The organism is Aliiglaciecola sp. LCG003 (genome assembly GCF_030316135.1).
GTDB lineage: Bacteria > Pseudomonadota > Gammaproteobacteria > Enterobacterales > Alteromonadaceae > Aliiglaciecola.
The window spans coordinates 3,901,383-3,925,075 of the sequence record NZ_CP128185.1 but is presented as its reverse complement, the minus strand read 5'-3'; the positions used below and the strand labels follow the sequence as shown (position 1 = coordinate 3,925,075).

The window sequence follows — 23,693 nt, the reverse complement described above, 5'->3', positions numbered from 1 at the left end:
CTTTGTGGATAATGTTGAGCAAAGGATGGCAAAAATCACAAGCAAGCTAAAAATACTCCGACAAGTCGATAACAACAAACTTCCATCAAATGAGCATTATTGAGGTCGCAAACTAAAACAGCGCTTTGCGCAACAAAGGCTATGGCTTAGTATTGTCCTCAGTTAAAAATACAGTGGATAACTAGACCCCAAGTGACGAATTTATGCAACGCAGACTAATTGAGCACAGTAATTGAAATGTTGAGAGTAATAAGAATATTGTCGATTAGTTTTCTGCTATTACTAGCATCGCTTTTAGCTGTGCTATTTACTGTAATTGAAACCCGGCCGACAGTGATTGTAGCCGCTGACCATCAGGTTAATGAAGCGGACTCTATAGCAATTTTATTGCAACAAGCCAAGCAAATAACCCGCCATAGGTTTGTGGAACAGGAGATTGAGTTTTCAAAGCAGCAAGTTAATAGTGTAGTGGGATTTATTCAGCGAGCATTGCCGAATTTTGCTGGTGAATTAGACACTCAATCGGGTACATCAACCATTAAGGCCAGTTATAAGTTACCGGTAGATTGGTTTAACGCATACGTTAATGTTTCGGCGCAGCTTGTTTCCGCCAATCAGATTCAACTACAACAGGTAAAGCTGGGAGATCTACCTATATCGGGTGATCTAGCAATGTCACTTTTGATTAGCGTAGTGAACTGGCGTACCCATAGTGATCTTGGTGACAAAGCCCTTGCGCAGGTGTCAAAAATCGAGGTGTCAGATCACGCCATTAAAGTGACATTAATCCCTATCCATGATTTCCTTATGAGTCTTAACCAGATCAAAAATGGCTTATCAGGTGTGGAGGATGAAGCGTTAAGAGCAAAGGTTGCCTACTATTTGGCCTATCTTGCTGAGCTAGATATTCCGCAACACTCGTTGGGGTTATCCTTATCCGACTTCATCCAACCTCTTTTTGCCCAAGCCATGCACCTGAGCGTTAATTCCTCTGCTGATAAGGAAAACGAAGCTGCTATTTTGGCCTTAGCCATCTATACAGGACATCATCGATTAGCCAATTTTGTAGGCGATGTACAACCTATGGCGGGTAAGGTTGTAATGCCAAAATACCGGCCAATGTTGGCAAAACGGTCAGATCTGACTCAGCATTTTATCATCTCAGCAGCACTTAAGATTTTATCTGAACAAGGTATTAGCAGTGCGATTGGTGAATTTAAAGAACTCATGGACAGAGGCAAAGGAGGTAGTGGTTTCAGTTTTGCAGATTTGGCTGCCGACTTGGCAGGCATTGAGTTTGCAATTGTAGCCTCAGATATTGGCACTGCCGATGCAGTGCAACGAACATTATCTCAGATAACTGACGAGCAAGATTTTTTTCCAGACATAAGCGATTTACCCGAAGGCTTATCTAAGCAAGCTTTTGAGGTTCAGTATCTAAGTGTTGAGGGGGACGAGTATTTGTCACTGGTTAAGCTGATTAACGACAGGATCGCCAACTTGCCATTATACCAATCCGTTCATGGGACTCGCTAAGCATAACTGTTTTTCGCAAGCCCCATGCGCTGCCTGAAGTATGCCTTAGAGTAATTCTTGAATCGAGCGGTAGACTTCGGTTGCTTGTTCAGAGGTGAGATTATTTTTTGCCGCAGCGCCTACACTACTTGATACCCGGATAAAGTCAGTCCTCGCTAACTCTTCAACGCTTTCCGGTTGTTTTTCAGCCTTTTTATCTGCAGTTAAGCTTTCTGCCCGTTGATTCTGCGTCTGTTCATTTTGTTGCAAAATACGGGCTTGTGGAGAAAGTTGGACTTCCGGCTGATTGGCGCTGCCAATCCCATAGGCATTTAAAGCGCGCGTCTGTCCCTGTGACGCATTTGAAGGTGCATCATTTGAAAAATTAATACCGCGACTTGCTACTCCAATTTCCACCTAATCTCCTATGATATTGCATCGGATAAATTGCAGTTTGCTGGAGTTATAATTATGGTACATTTTGTTCAAAAAACAAGCTGCTGTGTTTAATGCCTTTTAGGTTAAAACCTAAAGGGTGACTTTGAATTGGTTAAGGGTGGTTAACAACAGCTCCATTTTTTTCACGATATGGGGTAGCGATTGTTGTAAGCTCTGCTGATTGGCATTTTCCAATTCTGTGATGTCTTTTGCCAGTTCCTTTACATAAGGCATAAAGCGTTTGCTCTGCACCTCAAAGCCCGCATCCGGAGTGAAGATATGGTTAAACTTACCTTTGCCAGACTGCATTAATTTAGCTAAAGCATCATCAGCATCAATGGCTTTTCGATATATCAATTGCATGGTTTCAGTAAGTTTTTCGAACAAAGTTTGGTTAGGTATTTCAGAGGTCGACATCAATAGGTCTCAAAAAGTAAAAAAAAGCTCAAGAAAAGTTAATTTAGGCCGATAATGACCGTAGACGGGTAATTCTGCCTGTTTTTTTAAATTGCTACAAGCAATGAGGTAATTGGTATGGAACTTCAAGGTGTAAACTCATCTGGAACTGCCGGTGCGTCGTTAGAAGTTAAAGCCTTGCAACTCGCTAAGTCAGATCAAGAGATAAAAGGTCAAGCGACGCTTCAGCTACTGGATTCAGCAGCTGACGTACCAAGGGTTTCATCTAATCCGGCTGTAGGCTCGAACGTGAATACGTTTGCCTAATTAAGGATGTAGATGTAAATCAAGTGGCGTTTTGCCAGGTTGTCCACCAATCTCTCTGACGAGCTTGGGGACTAAAAAGCCTGGCAAACGTTTTATTGCAGCGCGCATTATTTCTCTGGCTTGCTGTTCACAAACATCGAAATGCGCAGCGCCCGCCACCTTATCCAACATATGTAAATAGTAGGGTAGTACCCCAACGTCGAACAAGCGTTCACTTAATGTGACCAAAGCATCCGCACTATCATTTATGCCTTTCAACAGGACCGACTGATTCAACAAGATGACCCCCAACTGCCGAAGTGTGGCGAGTTTTTCCTGCAATACCTGATCTATTTCATTAGCATGATTAATATGTAGCACCATCACAATCTGTAGTCGACTTTGTTGAATCCAATCTAGCATCTGCGCATCTATTCTGTTCGGAATGACTACAGGTAACCGCGTATGGATACGCAACCGTTTTATATGCCCAATATCTTCAATTTGGTTGGTCAACCATGCCAGAAAATCATCCTTGGCCATCAAAGGATCACCGCCAGAGTATATGACTTCATTGATATTTTTATCCTGGCGAATGTAATCAAGGGCGTCAATCCAGCCTTGTTTGTTTAAACTGTTTTGTTCGTACGGAAAATGGCGTCTGAAGCAATAGCGACAATTCACCGCACAACCGCCACGCACCATCAACAATGCTCGTGATTGATATTTATGCAGTATTCCTTGTTGGGGGTTCTGTTGTTCCAGCAGCGGATCTGCAACAAAATTTGGGTGAGCGCCAAATTCATCAGACATTGGAAAAACTTGTTTAAACAAAGGATCGTCGCGGTCTTGTTTACACATCTTCTGAGCAAACGCTTTAGGTACACGCATGGGGAAAAGCTTGCGAGCTTTTATGTCTTGCTCAAAGTCATGGATGGGAAATTCGAGGTATAACAGCAACTTTTCAGGGTCAGTGAAACACTGTGCTAGCTCTTTTTGCCAGTTAGTCTCTACAGCAACGAGTTTTTTAGGTATTATCTGCGTCAAACGATTACTCAATATTTTTAATTCAGAGGAATTATGGCTAATTACAGCACAAATGAATTTAAAGCGGGCCTTAAGATAATGCTCGACGGCGAACCTTGCAACATTCTTGAGAACGAATATGTAAAACCAGGTAAAGGGCAAGCGTTCAGCCGGGTCAAAATTCGTAAACTTATTTCCGGTAAAGTGTTAGAAAAAACTTTCAGATCAGGTGACTCTGTTGAGAGCGCTGATGTGATGGATACCGATCTTTCCTATCTTTATACCGATGGTGAATTTTGGCATTTTATGAACAACGAGACCTTTGAACAAATCGCCGCTGATGAAAAAGCCGTAGGTGAAAATATCAAGTGGTTGGCAGAAAACGATACTTGTACTATCACTTTGTGGAATGGTAGTCCTATTGTGGTTACGCCACCGAATTTTGTTGAGCTAGAGATCACCGAAACGGACCCTGGTCTAAAAGGTGATACCGCTGGAACGGGCGGCAAGCCAGCAACCTTATCCACAGGCGCCGTGGTGCGAGTACCGCTTTTCATCCAAACTGGCGAAGTGATCAAAGTTGACACCCGCAGTGGTGAATATGTGTCACGGGCGCAAAAATAATTTTGAAATTCCTATGTGGCTCTAGTTCTGGGGCCACATTTTTTCTAGGTAGCAATGCCAATGTCTCAGTCACACCCATGGCAACCCTCAGCCAGCCTTCATATGCTCAAGCACCGAGCGACTATCCTGACACAAATCCGTCAGTTTTTTCAGCAACGGGATGTGATGGAGGTTGAAACGCCTGCTTTAGCAAACTTCAGTGTCACCGATATTCATTTAAGTGCTTTTCAAACTGAATTTATCAGTCCTATAGCCACTGGCAGTAAAACACTCTATCTACAAACCTCACCAGAATACGCCATGAAACGTTTATTAGCGGCGGGCAGCGGCTGCATCTATCAAATATGTAAATCCTTTCGAAACGAAGAAGCCGGTCGCCATCATAACCCTGAATTTACCATGTTAGAGTGGTATAGAGTCAACTTAGATCATTTACAACTGATAGATGAAGTAGACGCTTTATTACAACTGACTTTGGGCTGTGATCCGTTAGAGAAACTAAGCTATCAAGACGCTTTTATTCGGTATTGCCAACTCGACCCTCTGTCGGCAAATCTTAATCAAATTAAAAAAACAGCATCTGAGCTAGGGTTTGCTAATATTGCAATAGGTGAAACATCAAAAGACACTTTGTTGCAACTTCTGTGCAGCCAAGTCGTAGAGCCACAAATTGGGCTGGACAGACCGGTAGCTTTGATCAATTTTCCCGCTTCCCAGTCGGCCTTAGCACAGATTGATCAAAGTGATACGCGGGTAGCGCAACGATTTGAGATTTACTTTAAAGGAGTTGAATTGGCCAATGGTTATCATGAGCTAACCGATGCGGATGAGCATTTGCAGCGTTTCAAGCAAGATAATCTGATGCGCGCAAACAGCGGAGCGGCTGAGATCCCTATCGATGGTTATTTTATTCAGGCCATAAAGCATGGATTACCCAATTGCGCAGGTGTTGCACTAGGGCTCGATCGATTGATGATGTTGAGCGCTAATTGTGCAAATATAGGCGCTGTAATGTCATTTACAGTAAATCACGCTTAACGAAAAGTTTTAAAAGTTATTGTATGGTAAGCGCTTTTTGCTAAACTTAAGTCGTCGAACGGCGTTCCGTTTGAGCCTATAGGAAAGGATATAGTCTTTGGGCTGCTTTGTGAGTAATCAATGTCTCTGATTTTCCCCAAGCCTCACCCTGCTTTTGAAGTGGAATATGAGGTGTATTGCAATAACAATAATTTAAAGTATGTCATGTACTTTTCTTTTCTGGCATGTATCGTTTTTGGAATTCATTTAATTCATCACTTTCGTTTGGGAATGGGAGCTTTTAGCACCGAAATGATGCCCTATACACTGCTTTATTCATTTGCAGTGTTATATTCAAGCTTAAATATATTTCTCCTTAATAAATTAAAAGACGCTCCAGCACTGATTGCCATAGCAAATTTCATCGAACTGGTTTTTCCCTTTTTTATGGCATCATTGGCGGTAATGTTGTCGGTACTGAGCGCAGAATTCGGTTTAGGGGTGACTCCATTTGCGATCATTATGATGACTATGTGCTTTACCCTACATGGTCAGTTTGTGCTACTTAGTTCAGTGGTAGCCATTGCGTTTTGGGTACTATCAGTGATCTTGGTGATCAATGTGCCTCCCGAGGTGTATTCGCCCCTGATCGCCATCAGCTTAACCACCACCATTGCATGTTTAGTCATTTGTAATTTCACCGAACAAGCACGAATTAGACAGTTTGAAACTTTTACTGAGCTCACTAACAACAATAAAAAACTAAAAATGTTGTCTCAGCAAGACCACCTAACAGGATTATTAAATCGTCGTACCATTGATAATTTTCTTGAAAGAGAATTATCCCGTAGCGAAAGATTCAACCACTCGTTGTCATTGTTGATTATAGACATTGATGATTTTAAGTTGATTAATGACAGTTTCGGTCATGTGTTTGGCGATAGGGTATTAGTAGAGGTGGCCGACGCAATCAAGAAACATGTCAGAGATATTGATTATGTGGGCCGCATAGGCGGCGATGAATTCATTGTTATTTTAGTCGAAACGGCTCAAGCGAATGCAATGCAAGTAGCTGATCGGATGCGAGGCGAAGTGTTTAAGCTCAATAAAATGTATGAAAGTACAGCAATTTCTATCAGTGTAGGCCACGGTCTTAGTGAAGGAGAAAGCCACATTGCATTGATTGAAAAAGCCGATAAAGCCTTATATCAAGCCAAAAAAGCAGGTAAAAATAAAGTTCGCTCTATTTCCTCCAGTTTGCCTTTGGCGTAACTCATGTCCCAAGTCAATATTATCCTTAGCACTGAACGCACTATAGTCCGGCGGATTGCTTTGTCAGATGCAGAATTCATTTTACGTCTGGTCAATGATCCCAGTTGGTTGAAGCATATTGGTGACAGACAAGTGCATAGTCTTAACGATGCCGAAACTTTTATCCAGCAAGGCCCGTTAGACTCATATCAAAAGAATGATTTCGGCTTGTATGTTTATGCCGATAGGACTAGTTTGCTGCCAATGGGTCTTTGCGGATTATTACAACGGGATTATCTGTCTGCTCCTGACATTGGCTACGCCACACTTGCGGAGTACCGAGGTCAAGGATTGACGTTTGAAGCGGTGCAAGCCGTGCTTGATTATGAAGTGAAAAAAGCTCAACTGCCTTATGTATATGCTATGGTTTCTGCACATAATCCTAGCTCAATTTCCCTTTTGAAAAAGCTAGCGATGCAGCCACAAGGCGAGTTTAGTCATGATGGCAAAGAGTCACTGTTATTTCGCCTTGCGATTTGACATTTACACTACAGCGGTGGCAACAGAGTAGTTTTAATTAATAACACTGGCTCAATTGGAACATCGGCCCAGCCCACAATAGCATCGTATTGGGTGGGAACTTGCGAAATGGCATCCAGTACATCTGTGCCTTCTGTGACATAACCAAACACTGCGTACCCCCAGTCCTTGCCAGGATCTAAACTCTCATTGTCATTTAAATTAAAGTAAAATTGCCGATTGGCGGAATGTTCGTCATTGGAGCGCGCCATGGCAATGGTGTAAAGCTGGTTTTTGAGGCCATTACCAGACTCATTATAAATTTTAGGAAATTTGGATAGCTCTCTGAAATCTTTGTCATAGCCACCACCTTGCACCACAAAATCTGCAATCACTCTATGAAAAATGGTGCCTTCGAAGCTACGTTTGTCTACATAGCGCAAAAAATTATTAACTGTGAGAGGCGCACGGGTGCGGTCTAATTCAACCGTAATATCACCCATGGTTGTGTGCAACATCACCCGTGGATAATAGTTGTCTGGCTGGATGTGTGAGCCATCATCTTTATTTTTAGCCACAGTAATGGGACTGAGCAAAAACAAGATAAAGGCAAAAATGGTGTAACGCATAGTTAGCTCCCCTAAAGTGAAATTACAGGTTTATTTTATCGAGGATAAAATACTAAATTTTCTGTCGCTGGCAATCACTTGATAACCACCAAATAATTTTTTTAGCTTGTGTGGATATTCTAGGTGTCGATTACCAATGATCCTTAATTCGCCACCTCTTTTCAATTTTGATTTCGCATCTTCAAACATTTGAACAGCTATATGGTCGGTGACCGTATTTTGTTGATGGAAGGGAGGGTTGCACAACACTATGTCGGTTTCCCAATCTGAACTGACTTGTTCTAAGCAATTACTCACCACGAATCGGCATTGGGAAAGTTTATCTTTCAGGTTATGCTCAACATTATATTGTGCCGAAGCAATGGCCATGTGAGACTCATCCACAAAAGTGACTTTACAGTTGTCGAAATTTTTCAAAATGTACAAACCCAAAACACCGTTTCCGCAACCAAGATCTATTACATGCTTGTTGCTGCAATCCGGTAAGTGGTTGATCAATAAACGTGCTGCTATGTCCATCTGCTGTCGAGCAAAGACATTTGCGTGATTAGAAATCTCAAATAGTTTATCGTCTGTATGCCAAATTGTGGGATAGGGTGATTTGAGCATTTTTGCTGGCAACCTTGGTTGGCAAAACACCAGTCTGGATTTTTTCTTAGCCAACGAAGTAGTGGTTACGCCTAAATATTTTTCAAATAGAGTAAGGGTCGACTTTTGGATCGACTTAACCTTAGCGGCTGCTACAATTCGGGTATTGACTGAAATGATGGACTGTAACTGCGCCAATTGGTGCTCAAGTAACGCCAAGGTTTTGGGTATTTTTATGACGACCCAATCTGGTTGCACAGCTGGAATAGCAAGGCTATCTATAAATTGCACCGAAGTAGTTGGCAATTGATTCTCTTCGAGATTTAATTGGGCAGCCCGCTGGGCCACATAAGAATCGCTAATATGACAAATTTGCGCTGAGTTAAACCAAGATGTTAATGCCCCAAAATCGTCGTTCAAGATAAGCATCTGGGCTTGCTCTATGTCACCTTGATGCTCGTTGATATGCTCTATCAATAATTCATCCGCAGCATCCCACGCCTGCCAGCTTGGGTGGGTAAATCGTTTAGGAAAGCGGTATAATTGCAGGGACTTTCCCTGAAAATCAAAACATGTATTCATTTAAATAGGATTCAATTAAGTATTAAGTTTATGCAACAAGATTTATTTGCGATTCCAACTCACTCATTTGAGACGCTGCCGATGGAGGACGCATTCATTCGCTATTGGCCGAGTTTTATCGATTCAGCGCAAGCGTTAAGATTGTATCAGAAACTGCGAGATAGTTTGTCTTGGCAGCAAGATTTCATTCGAATGTACGGTAAACAGGTGAAAATTCCCCGTTTACAATCTTGGTACGGAGATGAAGACGCTCATTACCGCTACTCAGGCTTGTCCATGCAACCGCAACCTTGGACCGGAGAACTGCGGGATTTGCGCCTGCAGGTTGAACAGGCTTGCGATGCTCAATTTAACTCTGTATTGGCCAATTGGTATAGGGACGGGCAAGATAGTATGGGCTGGCATGCTGACGATGAAGCTGAATTGGGTAAGCATCCTTTGATAGCGTCCGTGACTTTAGGTCAAACACGGGACTTCGATTTTCGGCATAAACAGTCGGGCAAAAAAGTCAGAATACCCTTACTAAGCGGCAGTCTATTGGTGATGGGGGGCTGCACTCAAGAGTTCTGGCAGCATGGTATCAGCAAAGGCGCAGGAGCGCTTGATGGACGGATTAATTTGACCTTCCGCAAGATCTATTCTCAAGATACAACGTTATAACAGTCGGTGTTTTTCATTAGATAAATTATATCTAGTTGACTCAACTACTTAGTAAATTGACACAATAAATTCATGTTTAAACTGCCAATAACAAGCTAAATTTAAACTTAGACACACATTCACAGGGACAACATATGAACATTCAAAATAATATAGAGCAAAAATTGCTAGCGCATTTTGACCCAGCGCATTTAGAAGTGACGAATGAGAGTTTTATGCATAATGTACCTGCTGGCTCTGAAACGCATTTCAAGGTGGTGTTAGTCACGCCCAAGTTTAGTGGCGAGAGGTTAATCAACCGACATCGTTCGGTTAATGCAGTCTTAAAAGAAGAGTTGGCTGACCAAATACATGCATTGGCGCTACATACTTATACTGATGCTGAGTGGCAGAATTTATATGGTAATTCACCAAACTCACCGAATTGTTTAGGTGGTATGCGACAAGCAGTATCTTAATGATAACGGCCATAGCGCAGCAAATCGTTATGGCCCCGTTGTTGATATGTTTTAGCTAAATACAGGCCTGGTTCTTCAGGTTGATGGAAGGAAGTAATGCTGCCGCGCCTGATCTATTTCGTTACACAGACTGGCTACCTCATCTAATACACGTAGCGTCATGCGATAGACCTTGTCTGCATTGGGGTGAAAGATAAAGTTATTTTCTACCGCAGGCACAAAGCTATATTTTTGCCAATCGAGATCGTGGAATATCAGGTTCTGCGGCGAGCGGGGCTGTATAATAACTTGTGGTTTTAAGGTTAGCACTTGTTCTAGTGATACTGACGGATAGTCTTCATCAATGTTGCTGAAAATATTGTTGGCAGCGCATATGTCTAGTTGTTGTTGTGGCCAAGCTTTCCCTGCAATTGTTTGCAGCGGGTTTGACCATATTTCATAGAACACAGTTACCTCAGGTCTATGTTGATACCTTTGTGTTAACCTTTGCAGTCTAAATTTATACTCTTGAGCTAAAAAATTGGCCGCTTCCTCTCTGCCGGTCAACTCACCCAGCCAAACCAGCTCTTTAGCGACGTCGGCCAACTGGATTGGATTTGAGTAAACTACTTTTAAACCATATTGCTGCAGCCGGTCTAGGTCAGCTAATGGATTGCCACTTTTCCAAGCAATGATTACATCCGGTTGGAGTTGTACAATCTTTTCTATCTGTAATCGACTGTGATCTCCCACCTGAAGTAGCGATTTGGCATCAACGGGATAATCCGCATAGGAGCTGGTGGCAATAATTTGTTTTTCGGCTCCAATATCAAACAGCAACTCAACTATATGTGGGGCTAAAGCTATGATCTTCAAATTCTGCTTTTGCAGTGAAGACTGACTTTCAACCTGACTGGCAAAGGATACACTAATTAATAGCCCTAAAAGGAGGGTAAAAACACTAACAAATATTTTCATAGCTAAAGATTATCCATTTCAGAGGATTGATTGCCGATTAATAGCGATTTTTGCGTAACCCCACCAGAAAGAAAATACTGCCAATTGCAGAGGTGATGATGCCAATAGGTATTTCTTGTCCCGCCAGCAGCATTCGGGCAGCAACATCTACCCATATAAGAAAACTGCCACCAATCAACACACAACCTAAAATCAAAGTTCGACTGGTTACACCAAGCCAACTTCGAACAATGTGCGGGATCATTAATCCCACAAAACCGATACCGCCACAGTAAGCCACGATACAAGCGGTTAATGCTGCGCAAATCATCAGTACCAGTGTCCTTAAACCATCTACTTTGACACCTAAGGCTTTGGCACTTTCATCTCCAAGCAGCATTGCATCCATATGACGACCATATAGCCACAATATTCCGACACTAACCATTACTACTGGCAGCATCACCCAAACAAACCACATTTCAGATCTGGCTAGACTGCCTAGTAACCAAAAAATCACTTTATTTGCCGCGAAAGGCTCTGCCAAATATAGCAATAAATGACTTACCGAACTGAGCATAAAAGATACAGCGACTCCAGCCAATAACAGCAGCTCAGTGCGGTTTCCAAACAGTCTACTGGCAAGCATTTGCACAATCAGCACAGCAAAAATCGCCCCTAAAAATGCCGCAAGAGGCAATGCAATGGAAAAAGGTAACAACGCTAACCAAGACAAAATAGGCATGTTGGCAACCGTTGAATGGCTGGTAATCAGCGTCGCTATACTCGCACCTAAGCCTGCGCCCGACACGACACCAAATAAATAGGGGTCGGCTAAACCGTTTCTATAAACGTTCTGCAGGGTTGCCCCGGCCACAGCTAATCCGGCTCCCACAAGAAAGCCGACCAAGATCCGAGGCACGCGAATTTGCCAAAATATGACCTCGTTGATAGGTAGTCGGCACTGATGAACAACACACTGGTAGATTTCGGCGGTGGAGATGTCTGCCGCACCAAACAACAAGCCACTTACTAGACTGGCAATCGAGACAATCACCAGCGCGCCCCATCTCAGCTTATTCATTTGCTGTCCTTTGTGGATAAAACTCGACACGCAGATGCTCATTGCTGTCATGTTTGAATACATGGCAAGGCGTTCTAAATACTCGTTGCAAGCGTTTTTCACACAACACAGCATGCGGATTGCCCTGTGCAACCATGGCTCCATCATCTAACAGGCACAAGTGATCGCAGTAGGCTGCCGCCAAATTAAGATCATGCAAGCTCATTACTACAGTGAGGTTGAATTTTTTTGCAAGCTGGCGCAACAGCTCGAGTATTTGATGCTGATAAAAAACGTCAAGATGGTTAATCGGTTCATCTAATATTATCAGTGATGCACGTTGTACAATGGCTCTTGCGATAAGAGCCCTCTGCTGTTCCCCCCCAGAAAGAGTATTAAACACTTGGTGACGTTTATCGAGAAGTCCGACTTGTGTAATTGCCTGTGTAATAGCAGCGTGTTGGAAGCTTTTTACTTTGCCGAACATGCTTTGATGAGGAAGTAAGCCCATACTAACTATGTGTTCGACGTTTAATGAAAAAACCGGATTGTTAAACTGATTTACCACCGCTATTTGTTTGGCTCGGTCAATTAGCTGATAGCTTTCAACCGGTTTATTTTGCCAATAAATCATTTTTTCGCTGGCTATTTGTCCAGACAAGATTTTTAGTAGAGTGGTTTTACCCGCACCATTGGGACCTAGCACTCCCAATATTTGACCCGGCACAACGTGGAAATTGATCCCGTTGAGAATGGTCTTGTTATTTGTCTGATAATTGACATTACGTGCTTCAAGCATGGCGAACTTTGGCTACTCTTTTTCAAGGGGCAATATATTGAACATCACATTGCCTGCAGAATTTTTCTTAGAACGGGAATTGGCAACCGTATACTTGAAACTAGAGCAAGGCGGTATCGGCATATCGTGTATTCCCGCACGACAAGTTTATAAGGTGAAACCAAAGAGCTGGTTATCGGCTGGTATCTGACTCTGTCACGTCAGCTTTACTGAGGTGAACAATTACAGTTGCGGGCACAGTTCTGGAATTTCACCAGATTCCCATTTACTTCCTGCAGCTTACTAAATGAGCCACAGAAAACCGACGGTCTCACCGGCAATATAGCAAGCTTTATGGAGCCGGACTAATTAATTTTGGAACATTAGTGCTTATTGAACCTGATGATTGGAGGAGTTTGCATAGCGGGTTAGCAGCAGACATTTGATTGCCAATATCTAATTGACCCGCAGAATCACAGACCAAAACAAGTGGACTTGATTAGAATCGCTAGCCAATCACTAGCGTTCTTTGTTAAAAAAACGTTTAATACGGGTTAAATTAGAAAAATAACAAAAACAGGATGGGAATGGCTGTTACTCAATCTATCGTTCACTTTATCAATAGGTTAAATGATAGCCTGTGCAGACTAGTTAGCTGGTTAACCCTAGTGATGGTAATCGTTACCCTACTCATAGTGGTGCTGCGCTATGGATTTGATATTGGCTGGATTGCGATGCAAGAGTCTGTCATGTACATGCATGCAATGGTATTCCTGTTAGGCTGCGCACATACCCTGAGGGTGAATGAACATGTGCGAGTAGATATTTTTTATCGTGGTTTTTCTGCCCAAAAACAAGCAAAAGTAGATGTGTTCGGTACCTTATTATTTTTGCTGCCGGTGAATATTTTTGTTCTTTTGATTAGCTATAATTATGTCAGTATGTCTTGGACACTGCTTGAATCATCTCAGGAAGCAGGAGGATTGCCTCTGGTATTCTTACTGAAATCATTGATGCTGATTTTCGCCTTGCTGATGTTATTGCAGGGGATCGCCGAGTTACTGATGAATATCGCGAAAGTAAAAGATGCTTCAGCATCTAGTTCAGGCGGAGACTATTAATGGAATATCTCTCGCTGGTGATGTTCGCCGTAGTCTGTATCACCCTGTTATATGGTTATCCGGTAGCTTATACGTTAGCCGGTACTTCACTTATCTTTGCCGGTGCTGGTGCCGTTTTTGGGGTATTTGACACCTCTTATCTACAAGCCGTACCCAGTCGTCTGTACGGTATCATGACCAATCAAACATTACTGGCCGTGCCTTTATTTGTTTTTATGGGGGTGATGTTAGAAAAATCTAAAGTCGCGGAAAACTTGTTATTGGCAATGGGGCAGGTATTTGGCAAATTGCAATCTGGCTTGGCGGTGTCCGTGGTCTTGGTCGGAATGTTGTTGGCAGCGAGTACCGGAATTGTCGGCGCCACTGTGGTCACCATGGGATTATTATCCCTGCCTACCATGCTAAAACAGGGTTATTCTCCCTCATTTGCCAGTGGCGCAATATGCGCAACCGGCACCTTAGGACAAATCATCCCACCTTCAATTGCATTAGTATTACTCGGTGATGTGCTATCGAGTGCATTTCAACAAGCGCAATTGAACATGGGAATTTTTTCGCCTGAGTCGGTGTCAGTTGGCGATCTGTTTGTGGGAGCGTTGGTGCCAGGGCTGATACTGGTGACCCTGTATTTAATCTATGTAATTATTTTTGCTGCACGAAACATAAAACAAATTGAGCCCGTTGAGGTGCATACTACCGATAGCAAAGTGAGTTTGTTCTCTGCCTTATTCCCGCCTCTAATATTAATAGTGATGGTGTTAGGCTCAATCCTAGGAGGCTTTGCAACGCCTACAGAGGCCGCCGGGGTTGGTGCTTCAGGAGCGTTAGTTTTGGCTTTGGTTCAGCGTCAGTTGAGCGTAGAAAAGTTAACAGAAGTTTTAATGTCGACCACAAAAGTCACCTCAATGGTGTTTCTAATTTTAATTGGCGCATCTATATTTTCCCTAGTTTTTCGCGGCTTTGGTGGCGAAGAGCTGATCCATAGTTTATTTGAACAACTCCCCGGCGGAGTATTCGGCGCTGTTTTATTGGTGATGGTTGTTATTTTCCTACTTGGTTTCATTTTGGATTTTATTGAAATTACCTTTGTGGTTGTGCCTATAGTAGCACCCGTGTTATTGACCATGGGAGTAGACCCTATTTGGCTGGGGATTATGATTGCGGTGAATTTACAAACCTCGTTCTTAACTCCACCATTTGGCTTCGCCTTATTTTATTTAAGGGGAGTCGCACCGCAGGAAGTGCGAACCAGCCATATTTATCGTGGTGTTGTTCCCTTTATAGTGATCCAAGTATTACTGCTGATCGGATTGGCAATTTGGCCAAATCTGGTAACGTGGTTGCCCTCTATGCTTTAGACTTAGTTAGGATAAGATTCATGAATTTGATTAAACAATTTGTACTAGTTTCTGTTGCTACGCTGGTGATTTCTTGTGGTGGAAAAACGCAGACCCCAGAAAACAACGCTGAACCACAGCAAACTTACGAATGGAAATTAGTTACCTCTTGGCCGAAGAACTTTCCAGGATTGGGTAAAGCCCCTGAAACCTTTGCCAATTATGTCGAGCGGATGTCAAACGGTCGACTCAAAATTAAAGTGTTTGGTGCCGGACAAATGGTGCCGGGTTTTGAAGTGTTTGACACCGTATCTAGCGGCGCGGCGCAAATGGGCCATTCTGGTTCCTACTATTGGAAAGGAAAAGCGCCTGCCGCGCAGATATTCACTGCGATACCTTTTGGTATGAATGCAACAGAATTTAATGGTTGGTTACATTACGGTGGTGGAATGGAAATGTGGCGTGAGCTCTATGCGCCCTTTAATCTGATTCCATTTGCTGGTGGCAACACGGGTGTGCAAATGGCTGGCTGGTTTAAAAAAGAAATCAATAGTGTAGAGGACTTAAAAGGGCTGAAGATGCGTATTCCTGGCCTCGGCGGGGAAGTGCTGAAAAAAGTCGGTGGCATTCCTATTGCGCTAACCGGTGGTGAATTGTTTACTTCGCTCCAATCCGGAGCGATTGATGCTACCGAGTGGGTCGGACCTTACAATGACTTATCATTTGGTTTATATAAAGCAGCCAAGTATTACTACTATTCTGGCTGGCATGAGCCCGGAGCAAGCTTGGAGTTTATGGTAAATAAACAGGCTTATGAGAGTTTACCAGCCGATTTACAGGCTATTATAGAAGTTGCAACACGGGCGGTGAATCAAGATATGTTGGATGAGTATACCGCTGCCAATAAAGACGCAATGGAAGCATTGGTCAATGTTCACGGTGTGGATATGCGTCCGCTTCCTGATGATGTAATTGATGCATTGCGAAGCGCTTCAGCTGAAGTGATGCAAGAGCAGTCCGCAGCCGACCCTACCTTCGATAAGGTCTATAAATCTTATCTTAAGTTCCAAGAAGGGGTGAAAAATTACCACAAAATCTCAGAGTTGGAATATTATTTAAATCGCGATAACAATTAATTGTTATTTTGATTTTTAATTTTGCCAAGAAAAGGGACGTCAATTGTATGGATAAAATAATATTTGCAATAAACCTAGGGTTGTTAAGCCTAGGTTTGACTGTCTGTACGTCAGTGTTTGCTGAGCAAGATCCCATCGAGCAGCAATATTTAAACGTCCAACAAAATGTGGTTTTAATGATTAAGCGACATGCCAAATTAGGTATGCGCGCGGTTTGGCAACAAGATGCCAGCGCATGGCGGGCTCACATGCAGGCGCTAGCCTGTGATACTAATGAGGATAATAGTCGACGCTTATTCAACACTCAGCTAGCCGGATACGCCACCTATAAAAGTGCGTTAATAGAGAATTTTACGCCTTTGGCTCCAGAATCCACTGACGAGCAACAACTTTTGCTCGACAAAATACAGGCCGATATCTTATACCTATCTTACCGTGTACTGTCTAGCGGATATTCCAATGCATATGTAAAGCGGGTGCACATATTGTTTAATTACCACCCCGAATTTAAAGCGGATTATTGCCAACAGGCCCAGGAAATGGCAGAGCAAACCCAAGAGGTTTTTCCCAATCCAGTACTTCAACAGCTACAAGGTGGGGATGTGAGTCACAGTGATGCATTAAGTAGAATATGGCGTGAGATTGGGCTGAATTATCACTATTCGGCGGCGGCTTATTATCAAGCTAAGACAGGTAAAGCGCGCTTCGATGATGCTCAAATATATGCTTTTTTGTTAAAAGATAAAGTTGCCTATCGAAGTATATCTCAGGCAAATGCACACAAAATCGACTACCAAGCCTACCAAAGGGCGCTGTTAGGATTGGCACAAGCAGATAATAAAATGGCCAAAGAACCTATAAACATCTCGTTTAGCCCCATCACCAGTATGACGTTAAAGCTGAATGAAAGCATTTATCCAATGAGTACATTTTCAGCCTTAAACTTTGTTTTAGAGCAACACGATAATGTCAAAGACACTATCAATACTCACATGCAAGCTTATGTTTCCGAATCCGTCGAGTTGTTAGATCAATCCAAAAGCGCTGAATCAATGGCTTTTTAGGCGGAAACTTAGCTGCTCAGATTTGTTAATGGGCATTGTGGCTTTACACTATGCGCACTTTTTCGTTGAGGAATATAAATTATGGTTATCAAGCCAAAAGTACGCGGCTTTATCTGCACTAATGCGCATCCAGTTGGATGTGCTGCAAGTGTGCAACAACAAATTGATTTTGTAAAAAGCCAAGGTGACTTAGGTGATGGTCCTAAGAATGTACTTATTCTAGGTTGCTCAACCGGCTATGGACTGGCATCGCGGATTGTATCCTCTTTTGGATATGGTGCTAAGACATTGGGTGTGTGTTTTGAAAAGCCACCATCTGAGCGTAAAACGGGCACCGCGGGTTGGTACAATACTGCAGCCTTTCATCAACAGGCTGAAAAGGCTGGAATTTATGCGCACACCTTAAATGGTGATGCATTTTCTAACGAGCTCAAACAGCAGGTTATTGAGCAACTTAAGGCCAATATGGGTAAGGTGGATTTAGTTATCTATAGCTTGGCTTCACCGCGCAGAGTGGATCCCGAAACCGGCGAGGTCTATAAATCAACCCTCAAGCCAGTGGGTCAAAACTACAAAACCAAGACTTATGATACCGACAAAGACTTGGTTCATGAGATTGAGTTAGAAGCTGCCAGTGAAGATGAAATTGCCAATACTATCAAAGTCATGGGCGGTGAAGACTGGGAGCTTTGGCTAGAAGCCCTCAATGAGGCTGATGTATTGGCACAGGACTGTAAAACCACTGCTTATACTTATATAGGCAAAGAATTAACTTGGCCTATTTATGGCCAGGCGACCATAGGAAAGGCCAAAGAAGATCTAGACCGTGCAGCAACTGCGATCAGAAGTAGCTTGAAAGACAAGAATGTGCAAGCCTATGTATCCTCATTGAAAGCACTGGTGACTCAGGCAAGCTCCGCGATTCCGGTTATGCCTTTGTATATCTCGCTGATTTATAAAGTGATGAAGCAGGAAGGCACCCACGAGGGCTGCATCGAGCAAATTGCTGGATTATTCGAGCAGAAATTACTGGTAGACAACCCCGATACGGACGAAGCAAATCGCCTACGCATGGATGGCAAAGAAACCAATGAAGCCACTCAAGCTAAGATTAAATCCTTGTGGGATCAAGTCACACAGGAAAACTTCCATGAATTAAGTGACTATGCTGGTTATCACCATGAATTCTTAAAGCTGTTTGGCTTTGATATTCAAGGGGTTGATTATGATGCTGATGTCGATCCACTAGTCAATTGGTAGTAAATAAACCAAACAACCGCATAACAGCGGTTGTTTACATTTAGGGCGAAGAATTAATTGAATCGATATTTTAAAGCCTTAAAATACCTAACTGACGTAAAAAAAACGTTTTAACCACAAATTGCATAGCGCAAACTGTGTGAATAATGCTAAAATTCCATAGTTAAGTGACTTGGATTTCGATTGTCTAAGTGTCGAAACCCTTTTACCCATTCATTTTCTAGCGAGGTGTTGAGCCAATGCAGCATAGGTCTGTTATCACCGGGTTAAGAATTCACTGTCGGAACAAGAAGAAACAATATAGCTGATAAGAGCGATCACCTTTAGGTTTTCGAGCTGAAGTGCGGTTAAAAACAAATATTTCACTCAGTAGAATCTAAAATTGATATTTCTTTCATTTTAATTTTATTTTTACAAGACTGCGGTTGCATATGATAAAAATCAAAAAAGGGTTAGACCTTCCTATCGAAGGAGCTCCTAACCAAACAATCCAAGATGGTCCTAGCGTTACGCGCGTGGCTGTGTTGGGGGAAGAGTATGTTGGTATGCGTCCCACCATGTTTGTTCAGGTGGATGACGTTGTGAAGAAAGGTCAGCCTCTTTTTGAAGACAAAAAGAATCCTGGCGTAATATTTACTGCACCAGCAGCGGGTAAAGTCGTTGAGATCAATCGGGGCGCAAAACGTGTTTTGCAATCTGTTGTGATTGAAATAGACGGTGATGAACAAGAACAATTCGCTAAATACGATGCTACTCAACTGAGTTCGATAGCGCGGGATAAAGTTGAAGAGAACTTGATCAAGTCTGGCTTATGGGTTGCGTTTAAAACTCGTCCTTACAGTAAAGTGCCAGCCATTGGTTCTGAACCTAGGTCGATTTTTGTCAATGCCATGGATACCAATCCATTGGCGGCTGATCCACAAGTTATCATCGCCCCACGAACTACTGATTTTGAGAACGGGTTGTCAGTGCTTAATGCATTAACCTCTGGTACCGTTTTTGTATGTAAAGCGCCTGGCGCAGCTATACCTACTGGTAGCGCTAGTGTTCATGTGGAAGAATTCGATGGCCCCCATCCAGCTGGCTTAGCCGGTACTCACATTCACTATTTGAATTCAGTGGGCGCAGGAAAAACAGTTTGGACCATTGGCTACCAAGATGTCATGGCGATTGGCGCATTGTTCACCACAGGTCAACTAAATAACGAACGTGTGGTAGCCATTGCAGGTCCTGCAGCTAAAAACCCACGCTTAGTTAAAACCTTGTTAGGGGCAAATACAGACCAATTGACTCAAAATGAACTGAATGGTGAAGATGTTCGGATCATTTCTGGCTCCGTACTCATGGGTACTCATGCCCATGGCGTACACGGTTTCCTTGGCCGTTACCACACTCAAATCAGTTTGTTGAATGAAGGCCGAGAGAAGAAATTCTTGGGCTGGTTAGCACCTGGTAGCAACATGCACTCGGTGACTAGAGCATATATTGCTCACCTAACACCGAAAAAATTATTCAATATGACCACATCAACAAACGGTTCTGATCGTTCTATGGTGCCGATTGGTAATTACGAGCGTATTATGCCGCTGGATATTTTGCCTACCTTGTTACTTCGTGATCTTATCTCAGGTGATACTGACAGCGCTCAGACCCTTGGTTGCTTAGAGTTGGATGAAGAAGATTTGGCATTGTGTACGTATGTGTGCCCAGGTAAATACAATTATGGGCCGATTCTGCGTGAGTGCCTCACCACTATCGAAAAAGAGGGTTAAGAGATGGGATTAAAAACCTATTTAGAAGATATTGAACCGAATTTTGAGCCCGGTGGAAAATACGAAAAATTCTATGCGCTGTATGAAGCGGCTGCGACGATTTTTTATACACCCGGTAAAGTAAATAAAGCTAACACCCATGTTCGCGACAGCATCGATTTGAAGCGGATAATGATCATGGTGTGGCTAGCAACTTTCCCTGCAATGTTTTACGGCATGTATAACATTGGTGCACAAGCCCATGAGGCAATATTAGCTGGCGCCGGTACCTTGCCTGATATTTGGCAAGCCGCTTTATTTAGCGCCTTTGGTGGTGAACTAGGCGTGGCTGGTACTGGCTGGATGGCTATGATGGCCTACGGTGCGTGTTTCTTTGTTCCTGTGTATGCCACGGTATTTATTGTTGGTGGTTTCTGGGAAGTACTATTTGCCTCTATTCGTAAACACGAAATCAATGAAGGCTTCTTTGTTACATCAGTATTGTTTGCATTGACATTACCAGCGACTATCCCTCTGTGGCAGGCCGCGTTAGGTATTACCTTTGGTGTTGTTATTGCAAAAGAAATATTTGGTGGTACAGGTCGTAACTTCTTGAATCCTGCATTATCAGGACGTGCATTTTTGTATTTTGCCTATCCTGCACAAATCTCTGGTGACCAAATTTGGGTTGCTGCAGATGGCTATTCTGGTGCGACATGGTTAAGTAAAGCCGCTGCTGGTGAAATGGATTACAGCAACATGGATTTATGGTGGAACTCGTTCTTTGGCAACATGCCTGGTTCTGCTGGTGAAGTATCAACCTTAGCTATATTGCTAGGTGGATTGTTCATCATTTATATGCGTATCGCGTCATGGCGAATTGTGGCCGGTGTAATCCTTGGTGTTGCATTCTTCGCCTCGCTATTGAACTTTGTAACCAGTGACACTAACCCTATGTTCGCTATGCCGTGGTATTGGCATATGGTAATTGGCGGATTAGCCTTTGGTACCTTCTTCATGGCAACTGACCCGGTATCCGCGTCATTTACCAATAAAGCGAAATGGGCTTACGGATTTTTAATCGGATTTATGACGGTAATGATCCGTGTCCTAAATCCCGCCTTCCCAGAAGGGATCATGTTAGCAATATTATTTGCCAACCTGTGGGCGCCATTATTCGATTATTTCGTGGCGCAAAGTAATATCAAGCGGAGGGTTGCTCGTGTCAGCTAAAAAGGAAACCTTAGGAAAAACACTCGGTGTAGTAATCGCCGTATGTTTAGTGTGTTCGATTATTGTTTCTGGCGCTGCTGTTGGGTTGCGCGACTTACAACAAATCAATGCCGCTAAAGACAAACAAACTAACATTCTTGAAGCTGCAGGTATTGCAGTAACCGCCGACTGCGACGTGATATGTACCTTCGATAAATATGTAGATGAACGTCATATCAATATCGCCACCGGTGAATATGTAGAAGTCGAAGACGGCTTTGATATGTATAAAGCCGCCAATGATCCTAAATACACTGTTAAAGTTGAAAACAGTAATGTTGGATTTCAACGCCGCTCGAGTGTTGCCAGTGTTTACATTGTTAAAACTGAAAATGGTGCTGTAGACCGTATAGTCTTGCCAGTGCATGGCAGTGGTCTTTGGGATTTGATGTATGGCTTCCTAGCAGTTGATAGCGATGGCAATACCATTCGTGAATTGGTCTATTATCAACAAAAAGAAACCCCAGGATTAGGCGGTGAAGTCCTTAATCCAGGTTGGAAATCTAAATGGGATGGTAAGAAATTATACAAAAATGGTGAAGTAGCCATTGATGTTCAAAAAAATGCCAATCCAAATAACGAGTATGCTGTTGATGCACTATCCGGCGCTACACTAACCAGTAACGGTGTTGAGAATACATTGGTTTACTGGGCTGGTGAGAATGGCTACGGACCGTATCTGAAAAATCAGAATTGGAAATCATAAGGGTTAGGGCAATGGCTGAAGTAAAAGAAATGAAACAGGTCTTGTTCGGACCTATTCTAAGTAACAACCCCATCGCATTACAGGTACTTGGTGTCTGTTCTGCCTTGGCTATCACCACCAAATTAGAAACCGCATTAGTTATGTCATTGGCATTGACTACGGTAGTGGCGTTTTCGAATTTGTTTATCTCTATTATTCGTAACCATATACCTTCTAGTGTGCGGATCATCATTCAGATGACCATTATCGCTTCCTTGGTAATTGTCGTTGACCAAATCCTGAAGGCTTATTCTTATCAGGTGGCAAAAGAGCTGTCAGTATTTGTTGGCTTGATTATTACCAACTGTATCGTAATGGGTCGAGCCGAAGCTTATGCTATGAAGAGTCCGCCTCTTATGAGCTTCCTTGATGGTATTGGTAACGGTCTTGGTTATTCTTTCGTACTTATTATTATTGGTACCATAAAAGAGTTGACCGGTTTCGGCACCATTTTAGGTTTTGAGATCCTGCCACTGATTCAAAACGGTGGTTGGTATCAAGGTAACGGCCTGCTAATTTTGCCATTCAGTTCATTCTTTTTGATTGGTGGTTTAATTTGGTTTATCCGAACTATACGTCCAGAACAAGTTGAGCCGAAGGAGTAACTTATGGAACATTATCTTAGTCTTTTTGTTCGCTCTGTTTTTATCGAAAACATGGCACTATCACTGTTCCTTGGAATGTGTACTTTCTTAGCCGTATCTAAAAAAGTCAAAACAGCCATGGGCTTAGGTGTTGCGGTTGTGGTTGTGCTAGGTATCTCAGTACCGGTTAACCAAGTTATTTACGTCAATATCCTTGCCCCAGGAGCCCTCGATTGGGCTGGTTTTCCTGATGCCGATTTGAGCTTCTTAAACTTTTTGACTTTCATTGGGGTTATTGCAGCGTTAGTACAAATTCTGGAAATGAGTTTAGATAAATTCTTCCCGGCACTGTACAACGCTCTAGGTATATTCCTACCTTTGATTACCGTTAACTGTGCAATCTTTGGTGGCGTAGCTTTTGCGGTTCAACGTGAATACAACTTCAGCGAAAGTGTCGTGTACGGTATAGGTAGCGGCTTGGGATGGGCAATTGCCATTACCTTGCTTGCTGCGGTACGGGAAAAATTAAAATATGCTGATATGCCTGAAGGCATTCGTGGCTTAGGCTCGGTTTTCATGATCGCGGGTCTAATGGCTCTAGGTTTCCAGTCATTCACTGGCGTAGCGCTTTAAGCGA

27 protein-coding genes and 1 riboswitch are annotated in these 23,693 nt (G+C 42.9%); of the genes, 19 read left to right on the top strand and 8 right to left on the bottom strand.

Features of this window, described 5'->3' with window-relative positions:
* Positions 1 to 237 precede the first annotated feature (237 nt).
* A complete protein-coding gene (locus tag QR722_RS17070; RefSeq protein WP_286284167.1) occupies positions 238 to 1,536 on the top strand; it encodes a YfiM family lipoprotein in 1,299 nt (432 codons plus the stop codon).
* A gap of 45 nt (positions 1,537 to 1,581) precedes the next feature.
* Here the strand turns inward: QR722_RS17070 and QR722_RS17065 are convergent, their stop codons facing one another.
* Together QR722_RS17065 and QR722_RS17060 are read right to left on the bottom strand one after the other, a co-directional pair.
* Positions 1,582 to 1,932 carry a hypothetical protein gene (locus QR722_RS17065; protein WP_286284165.1) on the bottom strand — a complete coding sequence of 117 codons (351 nt, stop codon included), beginning with the start codon at positions 1,930 to 1,932 and terminating at the stop codon, positions 1,582 to 1,584.
* Positions 1,933 to 2,043: 111 nt separating this feature from the next.
* Positions 2,044 to 2,370 carry a hypothetical protein gene (locus tag QR722_RS17060; protein ID WP_286284164.1) on the bottom strand — a complete coding sequence of 109 codons (327 nt, stop codon included), beginning with the start codon at positions 2,368 to 2,370 and terminating at the stop codon, positions 2,044 to 2,046.
* Between the two features lie 117 nt (positions 2,371 to 2,487).
* Here QR722_RS17060 and QR722_RS17055 point away from each other — a divergent pair, with 117 nt between their 5' ends.
* Positions 2,488 to 2,676 carry a hypothetical protein gene (locus QR722_RS17055; protein WP_286284163.1) on the top strand — a complete coding sequence of 63 codons (189 nt, stop codon included), beginning with the start codon at positions 2,488 to 2,490 and terminating at the stop codon, positions 2,674 to 2,676.
* Here QR722_RS17055 and epmB read toward each other — a convergent pair whose 3' ends face one another.
* A complete protein-coding gene (gene epmB, locus QR722_RS17050; protein ID WP_286284162.1) occupies positions 2,677 to 3,702 on the bottom strand; it encodes an EF-P beta-lysylation protein EpmB in 1,026 nt (341 codons plus the stop codon).
* Positions 3,703 to 3,735: 33 nt separating this feature from the next.
* Between epmB and efp the strand changes: the two genes are divergently transcribed.
* From efp to QR722_RS17030, 4 genes are all read left to right on the top strand, one after another.
* A complete protein-coding gene (efp, locus tag QR722_RS17045; RefSeq protein WP_286284160.1) occupies positions 3,736 to 4,305 on the top strand; it encodes an elongation factor P in 570 nt (189 codons plus the stop codon).
* Positions 4,306 to 4,359: 54 nt separating this feature from the next.
* Complete coding sequence (gene epmA / locus QR722_RS17040) at positions 4,360 to 5,343, top strand: elongation factor P--(R)-beta-lysine ligase (protein ID WP_286284159.1); 984 nt, start codon at positions 4,360 to 4,362, stop codon at positions 5,341 to 5,343.
* A gap of 120 nt (positions 5,344 to 5,463) precedes the next feature.
* On the top strand, positions 5,464 to 6,594 hold the full coding sequence (locus QR722_RS17035; RefSeq protein ID WP_286284157.1) for a GGDEF domain-containing protein: 1,131 nt from the start codon (positions 5,464 to 5,466) through the stop codon (positions 6,592 to 6,594).
* A 3-nt stretch (positions 6,595 to 6,597) separates the two neighbouring features.
* A complete protein-coding gene (locus tag QR722_RS17030; protein ID WP_286284156.1) occupies positions 6,598 to 7,113 on the top strand; it encodes a GNAT family N-acetyltransferase in 516 nt (171 codons plus the stop codon).
* An 8-nt stretch (positions 7,114 to 7,121) separates the two neighbouring features.
* Here the strand turns inward: QR722_RS17030 and QR722_RS17025 are convergent, their stop codons facing one another.
* Positions 7,122 to 7,721 (bottom strand): peptidylprolyl isomerase, encoded by a 600-nt coding sequence (locus QR722_RS17025; RefSeq protein ID WP_286284154.1) that lies wholly within the window; start codon positions 7,719 to 7,721, stop codon positions 7,122 to 7,124.
* A gap of 30 nt (positions 7,722 to 7,751) precedes the next feature.
* A complete protein-coding gene (locus QR722_RS17020) occupies positions 7,752 to 8,891 on the bottom strand; it encodes a methyltransferase (RefSeq protein ID WP_286284153.1) in 1,140 nt (379 codons plus the stop codon).
* Between the two features lie 30 nt (positions 8,892 to 8,921).
* Between QR722_RS17020 and QR722_RS17015 the strand changes: the two genes are divergently transcribed.
* Entirely contained in the window at positions 8,922 to 9,551 is a 630-nt protein-coding gene (locus tag QR722_RS17015) for an alpha-ketoglutarate-dependent dioxygenase AlkB family protein (protein ID WP_286284152.1), read from the top strand.
* A 134-nt stretch (positions 9,552 to 9,685) separates the two neighbouring features.
* Positions 9,686 to 10,009 carry a transcriptional regulator BolA gene (gene bolA / locus QR722_RS17010; RefSeq protein WP_286284151.1) on the top strand — a complete coding sequence of 108 codons (324 nt, stop codon included), beginning with the start codon at positions 9,686 to 9,688 and terminating at the stop codon, positions 10,007 to 10,009.
* Positions 10,010 to 10,084: 75 nt separating this feature from the next.
* Here bolA and QR722_RS17005 read toward each other — a convergent pair whose 3' ends face one another.
* The 3 genes from QR722_RS17005 to QR722_RS16995 are packed head-to-tail and all read right to left on the bottom strand — an operon-like array spanning position 10,085 to position 12,807.
* The gene (locus tag QR722_RS17005; protein ID WP_286284150.1) at positions 10,085 to 10,966 is read right to left on the bottom strand and encodes a cobalamin-binding protein; all 882 of its coding nucleotides are present in this window, start codon (positions 10,964 to 10,966) and stop codon (positions 10,085 to 10,087) included.
* Between the two features lie 37 nt (positions 10,967 to 11,003).
* Entirely contained in the window at positions 11,004 to 12,029 is a 1,026-nt protein-coding gene (locus QR722_RS17000) for a FecCD family ABC transporter permease (RefSeq protein WP_286284149.1), read from the bottom strand.
* A complete protein-coding gene (locus tag QR722_RS16995) occupies positions 12,022 to 12,807 on the bottom strand; it encodes an ABC transporter ATP-binding protein (protein WP_286284148.1) in 786 nt (261 codons plus the stop codon). Before QR722_RS16995 ends, QR722_RS17000 begins: the two co-directional genes overlap by 8 nt.
* A gap of 37 nt (positions 12,808 to 12,844) precedes the next feature.
* Between QR722_RS16995 and QR722_RS16990 the strand changes: the two genes are divergently transcribed.
* From QR722_RS16990 to nqrE, 11 genes are all read left to right on the top strand, one after another.
* Complete coding sequence (locus QR722_RS16990; protein WP_286284147.1) at positions 12,845 to 12,997, top strand: hypothetical protein; 153 nt, start codon at positions 12,845 to 12,847, stop codon at positions 12,995 to 12,997.
* Positions 12,968 to 13,128: riboswitch (cobalamin riboswitch) on the bottom strand. It overlaps the preceding gene by 30 nt.
* Before the next feature lie 245 nt (positions 13,129 to 13,373).
* Positions 13,374 to 13,907 (top strand): TRAP transporter small permease subunit, encoded by a 534-nt coding sequence (locus tag QR722_RS16985; protein ID WP_286284145.1) that lies wholly within the window; start codon positions 13,374 to 13,376, stop codon positions 13,905 to 13,907.
* On the top strand, positions 13,907 to 15,265 hold the full coding sequence (locus QR722_RS16980; RefSeq protein ID WP_286284143.1) for a TRAP transporter large permease: 1,359 nt from the start codon (positions 13,907 to 13,909) through the stop codon (positions 15,263 to 15,265). Before QR722_RS16985 ends, QR722_RS16980 begins: the two co-directional genes overlap by 1 nt.
* A gap of 20 nt (positions 15,266 to 15,285) precedes the next feature.
* Positions 15,286 to 16,380 carry a TRAP transporter substrate-binding protein gene (locus QR722_RS16975; RefSeq protein WP_286284142.1) on the top strand — a complete coding sequence of 365 codons (1,095 nt, stop codon included), beginning with the start codon at positions 15,286 to 15,288 and terminating at the stop codon, positions 16,378 to 16,380.
* A gap of 47 nt (positions 16,381 to 16,427) precedes the next feature.
* Entirely contained in the window at positions 16,428 to 17,444 is a 1,017-nt protein-coding gene (locus QR722_RS16970) for a hypothetical protein (RefSeq protein WP_286284140.1), read from the top strand.
* A gap of 81 nt (positions 17,445 to 17,525) precedes the next feature.
* The gene (gene fabV / locus QR722_RS16965; RefSeq protein WP_286284137.1) at positions 17,526 to 18,704 is read left to right on the top strand and encodes an enoyl-ACP reductase FabV; all 1,179 of its coding nucleotides are present in this window, start codon (positions 17,526 to 17,528) and stop codon (positions 18,702 to 18,704) included.
* A 431-nt stretch (positions 18,705 to 19,135) separates the two neighbouring features.
* A complete protein-coding gene (locus QR722_RS16960; RefSeq protein WP_286284136.1) occupies positions 19,136 to 20,476 on the top strand; it encodes a Na(+)-translocating NADH-quinone reductase subunit A in 1,341 nt (446 codons plus the stop codon).
* Positions 20,477 to 20,479: 3 nt separating this feature from the next.
* Complete coding sequence (locus QR722_RS16955; RefSeq protein WP_286284134.1) at positions 20,480 to 21,688, top strand: NADH:ubiquinone reductase (Na(+)-transporting) subunit B; 1,209 nt, start codon at positions 20,480 to 20,482, stop codon at positions 21,686 to 21,688.
* A complete protein-coding gene (locus QR722_RS16950; protein WP_286284131.1) occupies positions 21,678 to 22,433 on the top strand; it encodes a Na(+)-translocating NADH-quinone reductase subunit C in 756 nt (251 codons plus the stop codon). Before QR722_RS16955 ends, QR722_RS16950 begins: the two co-directional genes overlap by 11 nt.
* An 11-nt stretch (positions 22,434 to 22,444) precedes the next feature.
* Positions 22,445 to 23,077: an NADH:ubiquinone reductase (Na(+)-transporting) subunit D gene (locus tag QR722_RS16945; RefSeq protein ID WP_286284130.1), complete on the top strand. Its 633-nt coding sequence runs from the start codon at positions 22,445 to 22,447 to the stop codon at positions 23,075 to 23,077.
* 3 nt (positions 23,078 to 23,080) lie between these two features.
* Positions 23,081 to 23,689 (top strand): NADH:ubiquinone reductase (Na(+)-transporting) subunit E, encoded by a 609-nt coding sequence (gene nqrE / locus QR722_RS16940; protein ID WP_286284129.1) that lies wholly within the window; start codon positions 23,081 to 23,083, stop codon positions 23,687 to 23,689.
* Positions 23,690 to 23,693: the final 4 nt, after the last annotated feature.